Source organism: Kitasatospora sp. NPDC085895, assembly GCF_040702125.1.
In the GTDB taxonomy this organism is placed as follows: domain Bacteria; phylum Actinomycetota; class Actinomycetes; order Streptomycetales; family Streptomycetaceae; genus Kitasatospora; species Kitasatospora arboriphila.
Genome location: NZ_JBFBJY010000129.1, coordinates 1 through 13,717, shown reverse-complemented (window position 1 = coordinate 13,717; position 13,717 = coordinate 1). Strand labels below are relative to the sequence as shown.

Genomic DNA, 13,717 nt, shown 5'->3' with positions numbered 1-13,717 from the left:
CTCCTCCGGATACGGAGACTTCCGTCCCACCTGGACATCCCTTCCTGGATCAAAGATCCATTGTCAGGGTGTCCACTCCACAGGTTCAGCCTCACACGGACCCGCTGCGCCACAGCGTCCTTCAGGTGCTGGGCGTGTTGAAGGTGGCCACCGTCAAGCAGGTGTGGCTGCTGGCCCAGCCCGGCCACGAGCAGCCGAACACGGTTGCGGGTGCGCTGCGCGACCTCGCGCTGAACAAGCTGGCCGAGAAACGCGGTACCACCTCCGGCCTCCCAGCCCAGCCCCGGCCCACCGGCACCGGCGGCGACCCGGCCGACGCCACCGGGACCGCACCGGACACCACGCCGCTGCGCCCGCCGCCGCGCCCGCCGCGGCGCAGGCCGGTCGGTGCGGGGTGCGGTGATCTGGGGGCTGACCGACCTCGGCCTGGACGCGGCGAAGTCCACGCTGCCCGCCGGGCGGAAGGCCGGCGGCCGGGCCCGCTCGGTCGGCCGGGCCACCGGCGCCCCGCACGCGATGGCCGTCAACGACACCGTCGCCGCCTTCACCCAGCCCCGCCACCCCCGGGGCCGACAAGGGCCGGGCGGTTCGCGCGGGTACGGGCCTGCCGGTGGCGGCGATGGCTGTTCGAGCGTGTGCCGTGTTCGGCAGTTCGTGTGTGGATCGCGGGTGGGCCCGCCGTGGTGGCCGGGTGGGCCGTGCGGTGAGGGCGTGACGGCGGCTCGGGGTGACAGCTGTTCAGCCTGGCGGTACCCGGAAGGCGAGCAGCGCGGTGTCGTCGGTGTTGCGGGGTGGCTGGAGGCGAAGGATCTGGTCGCAGAATTCCTCGAGCGGGTGGGTCGCCAGGGCGGCGGCGTGACGGCGAAGCCGTTCCAGCTGGGCTCCGAGATCGGCGCCCGGGTCTTCGACGAGGCCGTCGGTGAACAGCAGCAGTGTCGAGCCGGCCGGCAGGTCCTCGGTGCCGTCGGGACGCTCGGGGTCCCCGCCGGCTCCGAGGACGAGTCCCTGGCCGGCCTCCAGATAGCGTGCCTGCCCGCGGCACGGGGGTGAGGCTGCGGGGAGCAGCAGCGGTGGCGGATGGCCGGCACTCGTCCACCGCAGTCGCCACGGCCCTGTCGGGGGCTTCTCGACGTAGGCGAGGATCATGGTGGCCATGGGGACGTCGGTCAGGCTCGCCATCGCGTCGTCGAGCCGGGCCACGACGGCCGCCGGCGCTTCGTGCCGGTCCCAGGCCAGCGCGCGCAGGATGTTGCGCAGCTGGGCCATCCGGGCTGCGGCCTGCAGGTCGTGTCCGATCACGTCGCCGATGACCAGAGCGGTCGCGCCGTCGCTGAGCGGGAAGGCGTCGTACCAGTCGCCACCGATCCGGGAGCCGGCCGGTGCGGGTTGGTAGCGGGCTGCCAGTCGCATGTCCGGGCCGCGCGGCAGCTCGGTGAGCAGATGGTGCTGCATGGCCGTGGCGATGTCGCGCTGTTCGCCGAACAGGCGGGCGTTGTCGATGGCCACGCCGGCCCGGTGGCCGATGTCGGCGAGCAGGGCGAGCTCGGCGTCCGTGAAGGACCGGCCCGCACCGGTGCGCACCGCGGTGATCGCCCCGGTGGTCTCGCGGGCACTGCTCAGTGGGACGACGGCCGCCGAGGTCGCGCCCAGGGCGCGCAGGAATCCCGTCTGGACGGCGGCGAGCGGGGCGTCGGGCGGCTCGGCCATCTCCGGGGCGCCGAGGACGACGGGCTCGGCGCCGTGCAGGACCCGCACCAGTGCCGAGCGCGAGAGGGCTGTGGGAGGGGGCAGCGGGCCCCGCCACGCCTCCAGGGCGGCGTCCCGGCCTGCCGGGCCGAGGACGGCGACCCGGCGGACGTCCCCCTCGGCGGTCCGCAGGTCCACGGCCACCCAGTCCGCCAGGTCGGGGACGAGGAGCGGGCCGAGCCGGTCCACCGCCTCCTCGACGTCCAGCGTCCCTGAGAGCACCTCGGTAATCTCACCGACCAGGGTCAGCCGTTCGGTCAGGCCCTCCAGAAGGCTCACCCGGGCGGCCTCCCGCCCGACGGGCGCACTGCTCCCGGCGATGTCGGCGAACACCACGGCCAGACCCGCGGTCCGCCCCCCACGGATGACGGGGGCCGCCGACCAGCGCACCGGCAGAGCCCTGCCGTCGCCGGTCAGGAAGGCGTCGCTCTCACCCCACGCCGGCCGTCCCTGCTCGGCGACCGCCAGCAACGCGCACCGTGAGCGCGGCACGCGGCCACCGCCAGGATCCCGGTGCAGCAGTTCGTGAGCGTCCGCCCCGAGCATCGCCGCCGTCGCACGGCCCAGCAGCTCCGCCGCCCGCGGATTGACGGCAACGATCCGCCCGCCCGCATCGAGCAGGAGCACCCCGGCCGACAGGCCCGCGAATGCCGCGCCCAGCAGCCGCTGCTCGTCCTCGCCACCGCCGCCGGGTATCACTGCGCACCAGCCCTACAGGCGTTGTTCGGGACTGGAGGTGGCCGGTGCCCCGAGGCCGCCGGTCACCAACGCGTAGGCGTGTGCCAGCTCCACCAGAGCCCGGTGGTGCTGCCCGCTGTAGCGGCCCAGCGCCCGCGTTTCCGCGCTGATCGCCCTCAGCAACTCGGTGCGTGCCTCCGCTTCCGGAGAGACTTCCCCGGCCGTAGCATTCGACTCCATCACATCCCCCTCGAACGGGTCCCTCGGCGGCCCGACCCGCGGCATCCGCCCCAACGACTCCATCCTGCGGTCCCGCCCGCTCGGCCGCCCGCTCGGCCGCCCGATCCCTGTTTCCGGGGAAGCGCCCCTCGCGGGTTCGAAAACAGGCGCTACCCCAGAACGGTGCATTTTCCCGATCGGTGATCCGTCCGCTGCGGACACGGACCAGACGGATCAACCCGGCGATTCCCTCCTTGAGGGCGGTTCCCCGGCGATTGAGCCTCTTCGGCGCCATGGGCGCCGGCGGACGGGCTCGCCCGTCAAGGTGGGACGCGGGGCCGTCAAGGTAGCGCCGCACGTCCCTGGGGAACCTTGACGCTGTGGGTCACGGCCGGTGCGTGCCCGAGTGCGCACCGGCCAGGTACCGCGCCGGGCTCAAGGGATGGGATTCACGGTTGCGTGCCTTGGCTGAGGGCGGGATACGGCCGCAGGATGGCTCCGGGGCTGGGTGTCTGATGACCTCGTCGGACCCGGCCCCGGAGCGCGCCCAGGCAATGGCGAACCGGGCGCGCATGGATCATGTCAGCTCCCGCCTCCAGCCGACCAACCCGGTCGAACCACTCCTACCGGTCCCGGCGTGGGTACGCTGCCCCACGCAGGCCTCGCCGGCGGTGTTCCCGGCCCGCTGGAACACCTCGGAGGGCCTCACCGGGGCCGTGGTTTCCCCCTCCTGCTGTTCCCCCGACCACCTCCCCCACCAACTCCCCGACCACCAGCCAACGCCGGACCCGGGGCGTTTGTGCAGGTCAAAGGCCGAAATCAAGGTCCGCCCGAATCCCGGCAACCCCTCTGTGCCCCTTGTTCTTGTCTTTGGTTGTTGGGTCTGGGGCGTGCGGCTGTTTGCGCGCTCTGTCCCGCGTCAGACTTTGTGGCAGGGCTCGTTTCTTGCGGGTCCTGCTGCTTGAAGGAGTCTGATCGATCATGGTGAGGCCACCGGTGCTGCCTCCGGAGGAGAAGGTCCGGATCGTGCTGTCGATCCTGGCCGGTGAGATGACCGTTGCCGAGGCCGCGCGGCGGGCGAAGGTGTCCGAGCAGTCGATCGGGACCTGGAAGCGCCAGTTCCTGGAGTCCGGCCGGGCCGGCCTCGCGGGCAAGTCCGGTCCCAGCACCCGGGAACAACAATTCGAAGCCCAGGTAGCTGATTTGACCCAGGCGCTGGGTGAGGCCGCCGTCGAGCTGCGGGTATGGAAGAAGTCCGCGGAGGGCCGGCTGGGCCCTTCGAGGACCTCGAGGTGAACCGCACCGAGGCGGGCATGCCGACCGCGAGGTTCTGCCGGCTCATCGGCGTGCCCGAGCGGACCTGGCGCCGCCACCAGGCCCGCGCCCGCCAGGGCGCGCAGGCCACAGGACCGTGGCCGCGCCCGGCCCGCGAGAGCGTCCGGGAGACCGCCCGCCGGCACGCGCTGGCCCACCCCGCCCGGGGCCACCGCAAGATGTGGGCGATGTGTCGCCACGACGGCCACCGCCTCTCCCAGGCGACCGTGCTGCGGCTGCTGCGGGACGAGGGCCTGCTACTGGAGGCGAACTACCAGCGAGAACGGCGCCAGCTCGCCGCCCGCCGCAAGGCCGCCTTCGCGACCGAGCCCACCGGCCCGAACCAGGTCTGGCAGCTCGACCTCTCCGAGTTCGAGACCACCAGCGGCGGCACCTGGCGGCTCGCGGGCAGCCGGGACTACTGGTCGACGTACGAGCCGGGCCGGCACGGGTCGCCCACCGCGAACCAGCACGACACCATCGCCGCGATCGAACTCGTCCTCAAGGAAGCGGAGTTGCTTGCCGGAAAGCCGCTGGCCGAGCTCGCCCCGCGCGACCCGGACGGGACCGTACAGCCGCTGGTCACCATCATCACCGACAACGGCGGGCCGTTCCACTCGTTCCGGTTCGAGGCGTCCATCGCCACCCGACCGGAGCTACGGCACGTCCGCACCCGGGTCCGCACGCCCGCGCAGAACGGTTCACGCGAACGCGGCTTCGGCTCGCTCAAATACGAGAAGCTGTTCCTCGAGGAGATCCCCGACCCCTCGACCCCGTCCGGCACGCCGAGGACTACCGGCGCGACTACAACACCGTCCGACCGCACGAGGCACTCGCCTGGAACCGGCCCCACGCCGTCCACACCGGCGCCGCGGACCCGCTCACCCCCAACTTTCCCGAACCCACAAACCTGCCAGTTACTTGACGCGGGACAGGGTGTGGGATGGATTGGGTGGTGGTGTGGGTGGTGTGGGTGGTGTGGGTGGTGGGGATGGGATGGGCGGGTGGACACGCATCGATGGTCTCGGTCGGCACTGCGCTGGCTCTCTCTGCTGCGCCCGGCTGGTGGCCGGCTGCGGTTGCCACCCATGGGTGGGGGAGATAGAGCAAGCAAGTCCGTCCCATGGCTTGAGCAGGGGTGGGCATTTTCGCCGGCTGCGCCTGCTCTCGATTCCCCAGGCCGGGCCGCGTGCGCCTCCCACCGCCCTCGCCCTGGTGACCCTAGGGTCGGGGGGAAACCGGTTGAGCCGGATTCACCTCCTTGGGCACGCGGCCCAGCAGCTCCCTGCGCAGCCGGACCGCGGTGTTTCTACGCAGGCCGTGCGGACCTGTGCAGGCTCATCCGGTTTCGCGCCGCGGCGGTCGGCCGCCCCCAGCAAAGACGGCGGTAAGGGCCGCCCCGCTCGCCGCAGGGGCAGTTCGGCCCGCGCATAGAAGAAGGGCACGCAGCGGGCATGAGAGACAGGCTCGGTGTGCCGCTGACCCAGTTGCGGGAGCGCCTCCAGAACGGGACCGGCGGCGAGAGGGCCGCAACGCCGCTGGTCCGCAACGGGCGGATCCTGGCGGCCAGCGCGGTGCTGGCGGCCGGCCTGGGCGCGCTGTTCTGGCTGCTCGCGGCCCGCTGGTTCAGCGCGGAGGCGGTCGGTCGCAGCTATGCGCTGCTGTCGGCGGCGATGCTGCTGGCCACCCTCGGCTCGCTCAACCTCGGCGATGTGCTGGTGCGGTTCCTGCCGACCGCGGGGGAACGCGGCCGGCGCCTGGTGGTGCGCTGCTACACCATCTCCACCGCGGTCGGCGCCGCGGTGGCGACCGGCTTCGTGCTCCTCGCTCCGCAGCTCGCGCCGGGCCTGACCGAGCTGCGCGAATCCTGGTCGGCGATCCTGTTCATCGCCGCGACCTCCGCCTACACCGTCTTCGTGCTCCAGGACGGCGCGCTGACGGGTCTGCGCCAGCCGGGCTGGGTGCTGGGCGAGAACCTGATCTTCGCCATCGCCAAGGCTGTCGCCCTCGCCCTGTGCGCCATCCTCGCCGTCGAAGCGGGGATTTTGCTGGCCTGGGCGGCGGGCCTGGTCCTTGCCGTGACGGTGGCGAACACGGTGCTCTTCGCCCGCGCCCTGCCCACCGCCCACCCCGCCCCCGGCAGCGGCGCCAGCGCACCCAGCGCCGCCCGGCCCCATCGAATGGCCCGCTACGCCGCCGCCGACTACATCGGCCAACTCGGCCAGACCGCCGTCTCCAAGTCCCTGCCCCTGTTCGTCCTGGGCCGGCTCGGCGCCGATGAGACCGCCTACTACTCCCTCGCCTACCTGGTCACCGACACCCTCTACCAGGCTGCCTACGCCATGGGGCAGTCCCTGACCGTCGAGGGCGCCGCCGAACCGCACCGCCTGGCCGAGCACGCCCGCCACACGCTCCGCCACACCGCCCTGCTGATCACCCCCGCCACCGTGGTGGCGGTGGCCGCGGCCCCGTGGATCCTCGACCTGTTCGGCACCGACTACGCCGCCCACGGCACCACCGTGCTACGCCTGATGGCGCTCTCCGCGGTGCCGAACGTGCTGTTCGGCGTCGCTGTCCACGTCGCCCGCGTCCGCCAGGCCCTCGCCTTCCTGACCGGTCTCCAGCTCGCCTTCGCCGCCATGCTGCTGACCCTCACCCTGGTGCTGATGCCCCGCTACGGCCTGACCGGCGTCGGCGCCGCCTGGCTCGCCACCGCCTGCACCCTCGCACTGGTCCTGGCTGTCATGGCCCCGCGCTGGCTGACCGCACTCCCGCCCCAGCCCTGAACGCTCGCGCCCCACCGGCTCCCCCAGCGACATGGACACCCCTCCTTGAGAATCGCGGATTCCACCGGCATGACCGTTCCAAGCGGGGGCACGCGGACAGACGTGTCAGCTCCGCCTTCCGATCTGTTGGTGGAGGTCCGGCGTGCCCTGGTGCAGGCAGGGTTCCGCGTGGCCGGGGAGGAGGTATCGGGCGACCTCCCGGGTCTTTTGGTGCGGGACGTGCCGGCCGGGGTGGTGGTGCGGTGGGCGATGTCAGACGGGTTCGCCGCGCTGGCCCACCAGCGGCCCAACGCGCGACGAGAGTCTGAAGGCGGTCGTGCAGGCTGCGGTTGCGGGGCTGCTGGCCCAGTTGGGCCCCACCGTGACGGGCCCGTCCGACGACGGTGACCTCATCGTCCTGCCCCAGGAACAGTCCGAGCGGCGCGGCAGAGCGGTGCCGCGGTAGACGACGCGGCAGGCCGACCGATCGATGGTCCAGGTCACGAGGGAGCGCACTGACCTACCCGACCTGGCGCCCGGTCACGTTGCCGCCCGGCACCACGGTGCCTTGGTTCGCTCTTCGAAGCGGCCTGTCATCTTTGCCGATCGGATCCTCCGCACGCCTTCCGGCCGGCGGAGGACCAGGCGGATCACCGGCGTTCACCGATAGCCGTGTCGTTCGGCGGCTGCGTGGCTCCGGCGCTCTCGGGGGCGGACCGGGCCAGACGCCACATGGTGCAGTGGGCGGCATGGACGGTGAACTCGAGGAGGCTGCCGCCTCCCAGCATCTGCCGGGCCGGCACCGCCGAGCAGCAACACGTCCCAGGGACGCCGGAGGTGTCCGGTGCGACAGCAGCCCCGCGATGAAGCGCGAAGACGGTGCCGCAACGCGCGGGTGGCCCGGCGCTACGAACGCGGCAGCCGTGGGCGGCAGGCGGAGAGCGGAAGTCAGCCGGCATGGAGCCAGCTTGCCGAGACGACCGACGGCTTCCGCGTCGCCACACCGCACCGGGCCGCCTAGCGCAGCTGGTGCCGCCGGGGGTCCGGGCTGCCTACGGTCCGGCCGTGGCGGGCGGGTCCTCGCGGTGACCGCACGACCACGCGAGTGCTTCGTGCACCCCTCGGGCGTAGTCCAGCGGCACCGTGCGGCCGTCGTGTCCGAGGAGTTCGCTCAGGGCGGCGTCCGCCTCCGCACGGAGCCGATCCCCGCGGGGCACGCCGGGCGGCGAGACTGTAGCGGTGATGGGCGCAGACACGGGGTGGCCCAGAGCCCAGTGCAGCCCCGCGAGAACGCCCCGCCCATAACGCCCGGTACAGAACGGCTGGGCGTGCGCCGCGGCCAGCACCTCACCGAGCTCGTCCGCTCCTTGCGTCCCGGCCCTGCCACAGACCCGCGCGGGCACTGTCACGGCCTCCTGCCGTCCGACGTGCTCCTGGCAGCGAGCGCGGTGAGGGGCAGACACAGGTACAGCTGCTCCCACAGCCGCCGGGTCGCGGCGGCGATCGGCTCGCCGTCGAACCGCCGGCTGAAGCGCCGAAGATGCGCGACGGCTTCGGCCAGCACGGCGGCCTCCACCGGCACCCGGCCTGTGACCGGGCGCCCAGGCGTGACCGCGTCGCCGATGCATGCGGCGAGCCGGTCCCGGCCCCGGCGGCCCAACTCGTCCGCCGGTTCCCCCTCCGACGGAGACCAGTCGACCGCGGGAGGGAGGCCCGCGCCGATCAGCGCCAGGCGAAGGCTGTCCGCCATGACATCGGCCCTCTCCGGCCGGGAGTCGCCCACCTGCAGGAACGCGCACTGGTCGAGCACCACGGCGGCCACAGTGACCATGGCAGGCTCCACCCGCACGGTGGCGCACTGACCGGCAGCGCCGGTTGCTATGGCAACAGGGACATCGATTTGGCTGGTGTCATCCATGAAGATCAGCCTGGCCCCGGCAGGCGAGGCGCTGCGACCGGGAACCGTCCGCTCAGGTGAAGCGGGCAGATGGCTCACCCGGCCACCGAGCCCGGCCCCGATCACCGCACCGGGCCGCGTAGCGCGGCTGGCCGCCGCGGGTCCCAGCGGCCTATGGATCGGCCGTGGCGGGTGGGTCTTTGCGGTGACCGCACGACCAGCCGACACGGTGCGGTTGGTGCTCTTCGAGGCGAGGCCGGCCGGGCTGAGGTTCGACCAACGGGTCCGCTCCAGCGAACTGAGCGCGAGCCAGGTCAGGGCGGGCATCGCCTGCCTGCGCGACATCATCGCCGAGAAGCATCTGCCCGAGCAGTGTTGAAATCGGTCGGCTTGCCTCGGCCGGATCCCGCATCCGGGCGAGGCAGAGGACGAGCCTGTACGATCCCCAAGACCCGGGGACGGGGCGGTGACAAGACGGTCTGCCCCTTGGGGACCCGGCGGCCGCCCTAACAGTCCGCGCACAGTGGCGGCTGCTACCGCGACCCGCGACAATTGCAGCGGCCACCCGCAGGCGCCGGACACGCCCGGCGGCCACGAGCGTGCCGCCGGGTCAGCCGACGCCGTGCCGTCGACACCGAAGGTACCCATCGACGGCATGGACCAGAAGACCCGAACGCGAGGACGAACGCGAGCAGGACAGGGCCGAGCAGCAGAACGACGAGTGACATTCGGACCTCCGCCTGATCGTGGGACAGTCCCCCAACCCTTGCCGACAAAAGCCGTCGCAAACCTCGACGGTGCAGGTCACACGGACGAGTGCCCGAATCGCCGCCCATGAGCACACGTCGACAACGGCAGTGCACGCCCACTACCGAACTGCCCGGCAGAACGCGTTCCACCGCCTCGCCCCTCCTCTGATCGCCGAACCACCGCCATCACCGTCCGCGGCCTCATCCGCCGGACACGAACCACCGCCGCCAGCCACACCCGGCCCCGTCACCGCCCCGAACAGCCGCCGATACACCCCGGGCGCCGTCCCCGGGCGGCGGCCACCCCGGTGCGTACCGTGCCGCCGTCCTGATCAGCAGCGGGTCAGCACCGCCAGCTCCCGGCCGAACCCCACCACCAGCCGACCGTCAGACGCCACCGCCACCGCGTTCACCCGTTCAGGGAACGCCAATTCCTCGCCCATCTGCTGCCCGGAGGCCAGGTCCCACACCCGCACCGTGGCATCACCGCTGCCGGTGACCGCGACCGGGCGGCCGTCCACTACCGCCGCCGCCGCCACCCAGCCAGCGTGTCGGGTGAGAGGTTCGCCAATCTGCTGGTGAGTAATCAAATCCCACACCAGCAGCGACTGTTGACTGCCGGTGACTGCAACCGGACGCCCCTCCACGACGGCCGTTGCCACCGCCCGTATTGCGCCGGTGTGTCCGGTGAGGGGTTCGCCTACCGGCTGGCGTGTGGTCAGGTCCCACACCCGCACCGTCCTGTCCACGCCGCCGGTGACAGCGATCGGCCGGTTGTTCACCATCGCCGTTGCGGCCGCCTGCACTGGGCCGGTGTGTCCGGTGAGGGGTTCGCCTACCGGTTGGCGTGTGGTCAGGTTCCACACCCTCACCGTCCTGTCCGCGCCGCCGGTGACAGCGATCGGCCGGCCGTTGACCAAGGCCGTCGCCACCGCCCACACCCCGCCGTTGTGGCCCACAAGGGGTTCACCGACCTGCTCGCCGGTGTTCAGGTCCCACGCCCGCACCGTCTTCCAGCCGCCGGTGACAGCCATCGAACGGCCGTTCGCCTCCGTCGTCGCCATCGTGCACACCCAGTCGGTGCGGCGGGTGGAGGATTCGCTGTCGCGCTGGCCGGTGGTGGGCTCGCCAACCCTCTGGCCGGCGTCCAGGTCCCACACCCTCACCGTCTTGGTGCCGCTGGCTGCGACAGCGACCGGGCGGCCGTCCACCGCAGCCGTCGCCACCGCCCGCACCCGGTCGGAGTCTTCGGTTAGGGCCTCCTGCCGAAAGCGGTCGTCCACCGTGCTGCCGGTGGCCCACTCCACCCCCCACCGTGCGGCGGGTTCACCTTCCACTGGTACGGCGGTGATCCGCGCCGACAACTCCCGGTCGCCGCACCGGGCCGCGTCCAACGCCAGCACCTGCCGTCGCACCCCCGCCGTGGCGTCCCGGTGCAGATGAGCCGACGCCTGGTACATCGTCCCCGCCAACTGCGTGGCCGGGCCTGAGGCGGCATCCAGCAGCCCCAGCACTTCCTCCGGGCTGGCATTCACCAGGAACCCCGGATCCGCCAACCGCCCATCCAGCCCGGCAGGCGCAGCCCCGACTCCGTCAACGTTCAGATCATCAGACATGCCTGCATGCAATCAGCACCCGCCGACACGCCGCCCTCCAATTTGATACCCGTACCGCGCGATTGCGTAGCCAATTACGCAACGTCACTGACGAAGCCTCCGGCAGCCCCAGGGAACAAGACCCGCCCCGGACCCGCGCCCCGCCCTCGCCTCACCAATCCGCGCGGGTTCTTATCGAGTACAGGAAATCCAGGTAAGAATGATCTTGCTAAGGTTTGCCCAAGCCCTGGGGCGTTCAACCACCTCACACCTGAACATCGGCCTAGCTGCCGGTGATGCGCCAAGCTCTTCAACGACAACATCACCGTATGGGAGGTGATCAGGCGATGACGCCTGACGAGCAGGATCTGGTCCTGGGTCTGGCGATCGCACCGGGTGAGGGTCCGACGCGCACGCTTGACGAGGTGCTCGTCCACTTCGGCGAGTCCGACGGTGCGGCCCTGGCGCTCCGGCTGCTCCGGGACGCCATGGAGCGCCGGGACGCCGACGACGTCGAGATGGCGTTGATCGTCCATGGAGCCGCCGACGCCTCGGTCGAGAAGTTCCTGGATCCGTTGATCGAACTGTTCCCTGCCGACTGGCACAGGAAGCACGAGGACGTCGTGTCCATGCTGGGCAAGCTCCGCTCGCCCAAGACGGTGCCTACGCTGGTCGAGGCGACTCGCCGGGTTCCCGAGTACCTGGAGTTCGACGAGTGCCGGGCGCTTGCGGTGAAGGCGATCTGGGCGCTTGGCGGTATTCCCGGCGCGGAGCCCCGGGAAGCCCTCGAGGGCTTGCGCGACGCCGAGAACGAGATCATCCGCGAGAACGCGGTGAAGCAGCTCGCACGCCGCGGCGAGCTCTGACCGCGGAGTCGTAGCCGTTCCTCCGGAACGCCCGGCCGAGGAAACCCGGCCGGGCGTTCCGACCAAGATCAATCCCATCAGGACTTCCCGTACCTCAACTACTCACACCCGTAAATCACCCGCCAGGCCGTAGGTGGCTCCCAAACTCATCGACATTGATCAAGGGACCGGCCGCGCGATGACTCCCGAAGCCGTCGACAAACGACTCCCGTTCTCGGGTTCTGGTCCAACTTCTCTGGTGTGTCTACTCCCTGTGGCTGCTGATCTCGCTGATGTGCCCGGCGAGATCGTCCGGAAACTGCCAACGCCGGCGGCGTTCGGGTTGATGGTTCTGGGCTGTGCGCGAGGTACTGCTCCGGCTGGAAGAGCTGCTCTTCCTGTCGGCTCCGGAGATCAGGGCGGTCTCGGTGCAGGACGACGACGTGATCCGGGTCGGTGTCAGATCCCGGACGGCCGAGGCTCGCTGTCCGGGCTGCGGGGGCTGGTCGGGGCGGGTGCACGGCTCTTACCTGCGGTTTCCCGCCGATCTTCCCGTGGCAGGGCGGCGGGTGGTGCTGCGGTTGCGGGTCCGGCGGTTCACGTGCGAGTACGCCTCATGCGAGCGGCGGACGTTCGTCGAGCAGGTCACGGGCCTGACCCGCCGACACAGCCAGCGGACCGAACGAATGCGGTCGGCGCTGGCCGAGGTCGGTCTCGCGGTGGCCGGCCGCGCCGGTGCCCGGCTGGCCGGCGTCTTCGGGGCGAGGGCCAGTCGGAACACGGTCCTGCGCCTGGTCGATGCGCTCCCGGAGCCGCAGCCGCGGACCCCGCGGGTGGTCGGCGTCGACGAATACGCGATGCGCAAGGGGCGTGTCTACGGGACCGTCCTGGTCGACGTCGAGACCCGGAGGCCGGTGGACCTGTTGCCGGATCGCGAGGCGGCCACGGTCGCGGCCTGGCTGGCCGAACGCCCGGGGATCGAGGTGGTCTGCCGTGACCGTGCTCCGTTCTTCGCAGAAGGCGCCAGCGTCGGGGCACCCTCCGCCGTCCAGGTCGCCGACCGTTTCCACCTCTGGCGCAACCTCGGCGAAGCCGCGGAGCGGTGCATCTCCGCCATCGCTCCTGCCTGCGCGCGACCATCGCTGAGGCGGCCCCGGAGAAGGCTCAGGCACCGGCGGACGGCGGGCCGCCATGGCCCACCGGGCACCGGTTCGCCGACCGCACCCGCGCCAAGCACGCCACCGTCCACGCGCTGCTGGCCGCCGGCCACAGCCGACGCTCGATCCAGCGCCAGCTCGGCATGACCTGCCGCACCGTCCAGCGGCTGGCCGACGCCGCGAGGCCGGAAGACCTGTTCCAGGGGCAGTGGCAGAACCCCAGGGGGCTGCCAGTGCGCGGCCTCGTCGGGGGCAAGGTAGCCGGGCAGGTCCGGGGCGCCGTGTCGTGGTAGACCGGCGACGAGGATTGGGCACGGTCCTCGGTGGCGAAGCCCCTCTGCCTGTTGTAGCCAGGGCCGCAGGCCACCCCCTGAGCGGCGGCCGAGTGTGGGCGGGTGACGGCGCGGGGCGGCCGACATGTGCGGCCGACCGCCCCGTGGACGATGCCGTCCCCGCCCGGCGCCGTTCGGGGGGATGTACGGGCCGGGCGGTGCGGGACGCCGCCGCGCGCCGGTTCAGCGACGCGCACCGGGTTCAACGACCGGACACCGACAACGACACGGCGACCGCGGCCGTTACCGCGGCGACTGCTCCATCAGGGACCTCGTCCGGCACTACGCGTGTGACCGCCCGCCCGGCGGAGCGAACCGGCACCGGAAGGAGCGGGCCGGGACCGGCGCGCCGAGACTTGAGGCCATGGAGCCACGCTTTCACCAGGGCGATGCCAAAGTGCACGCCGGCGCAGACCTCTA

The 13,717-nt window shown here is 71.9% G+C and carries 10 protein-coding genes; 6 read left to right on the top strand and 4 right to left on the bottom strand.

The genetic code is table 11. From position 1 onward, the window contains the following. Positions 1-738: 738 nt before the first annotated feature. Positions 739-2,445, bottom strand: coding sequence for a SpoIIE family protein phosphatase (locus tag AB0442_RS39370; protein ID WP_366168328.1), 1,707 nt, complete (start codon positions 2,443-2,445; stop codon positions 739-741). A 1,179-nt stretch (positions 2,446-3,624) separates the two neighbouring features. Here AB0442_RS39370 and AB0442_RS39365 point away from each other — a divergent pair. The 3 genes from AB0442_RS39365 (at position 3,625) to AB0442_RS39355 (ending at position 6,743) form a co-directional block, all read left to right on the top strand. Further along, positions 3,625-3,939: a helix-turn-helix domain-containing protein gene (locus AB0442_RS39365; RefSeq protein ID WP_366168327.1), complete on the top strand. Its 315-nt coding sequence runs from the start codon at positions 3,625-3,627 to the stop codon at positions 3,937-3,939. Further along, on the top strand, positions 3,936-5,348 hold the full coding sequence (locus AB0442_RS39360; protein WP_366168326.1) for a hypothetical protein: 1,413 nt from the start codon (positions 3,936-3,938) through the stop codon (positions 5,346-5,348). Before AB0442_RS39365 ends, AB0442_RS39360 begins: the two co-directional genes overlap by 4 nt. A 63-nt stretch (positions 5,349-5,411) precedes the next feature. Continuing rightward, positions 5,412-6,743 carry an oligosaccharide flippase family protein gene (locus tag AB0442_RS39355; protein ID WP_366168325.1) on the top strand — a complete coding sequence of 444 codons (1,332 nt, stop codon included), beginning with the start codon at positions 5,412-5,414 and terminating at the stop codon, positions 6,741-6,743. A gap of 1,384 nt (positions 6,744-8,127) precedes the next feature. On the opposite strand, the gene AB0442_RS39350 is transcribed toward AB0442_RS39355, so the two are convergent. Then, positions 8,128-8,640 (bottom strand): hypothetical protein, encoded by a 513-nt coding sequence (locus AB0442_RS39350; protein ID WP_366168324.1) that lies wholly within the window; start codon positions 8,638-8,640, stop codon positions 8,128-8,130. Between AB0442_RS39350 and AB0442_RS39345 the strand changes: the two genes are divergently transcribed. Next, complete coding sequence (locus tag AB0442_RS39345; protein ID WP_366168329.1) at positions 8,639-8,998, top strand: hypothetical protein; 360 nt, start codon at positions 8,639-8,641, stop codon at positions 8,996-8,998. The genes AB0442_RS39350 and AB0442_RS39345 overlap by 2 nt on opposite strands. Positions 8,999-9,700: 702 nt before the next feature. On the opposite strand, the gene AB0442_RS39340 is transcribed toward AB0442_RS39345, so the two are convergent. Further along, entirely contained in the window at positions 9,701-10,984 is a 1,284-nt protein-coding gene (locus AB0442_RS39340; protein WP_366168323.1) for a WD40 repeat domain-containing protein, read from the bottom strand. A gap of 326 nt (positions 10,985-11,310) precedes the next feature. Here AB0442_RS39340 and AB0442_RS39335 point away from each other — a divergent pair, with 326 nt between their 5' ends. Continuing rightward, positions 11,311-11,829 carry a HEAT repeat domain-containing protein gene (locus AB0442_RS39335; RefSeq protein ID WP_366168322.1) on the top strand — a complete coding sequence of 173 codons (519 nt, stop codon included), beginning with the start codon at positions 11,311-11,313 and terminating at the stop codon, positions 11,827-11,829. A gap of 338 nt (positions 11,830-12,167) precedes the next feature. Then, complete coding sequence (locus tag AB0442_RS39330; RefSeq protein ID WP_366168321.1) at positions 12,168-13,112, top strand: ISL3 family transposase; 945 nt, start codon at positions 12,168-12,170, stop codon at positions 13,110-13,112. Between the two features lie 387 nt (positions 13,113-13,499). Here the strand turns inward: AB0442_RS39330 and AB0442_RS39325 are convergent. After that, positions 13,500-13,717 (bottom strand): hypothetical protein (locus tag AB0442_RS39325; protein ID WP_366168320.1); only part of this gene is annotated, 218 nt, incomplete at its 5' end.

Bases quoted from the DNA above. Each gene is read 5' to 3' on its own strand.
- AB0442_RS39365 (WP_366168327.1), top strand. From the start codon at position 3,625: ATGGTGAGGCCACCGGTGCTGCCTCCGGAGGAGAAGGTCCGGATCGTG.
- AB0442_RS39355 (WP_366168325.1), top strand. From the start codon at position 5,412: ATGAGAGACAGGCTCGGTGTGCCGCTGACCCAGTTGCGGGAGCGCCTC.
- AB0442_RS39345 (WP_366168329.1), top strand. From the start codon at position 8,639: ATGAAGATCAGCCTGGCCCCGGCAGGCGAGGCGCTGCGACCGGGAACC.
- AB0442_RS39350 (WP_366168324.1), bottom strand. From the start codon at position 8,640: ATGGATGACACCAGCCAAATCGATGTCCCTGTTGCCATAGCAACCGGC.
- AB0442_RS39340 (WP_366168323.1), bottom strand. From the start codon at position 10,984: ATGTCTGATGATCTGAACGTTGACGGAGTCGGGGCTGCGCCTGCCGGG.
- AB0442_RS39335 (WP_366168322.1), top strand. From the start codon at position 11,311: ATGACGCCTGACGAGCAGGATCTGGTCCTGGGTCTGGCGATCGCACCG.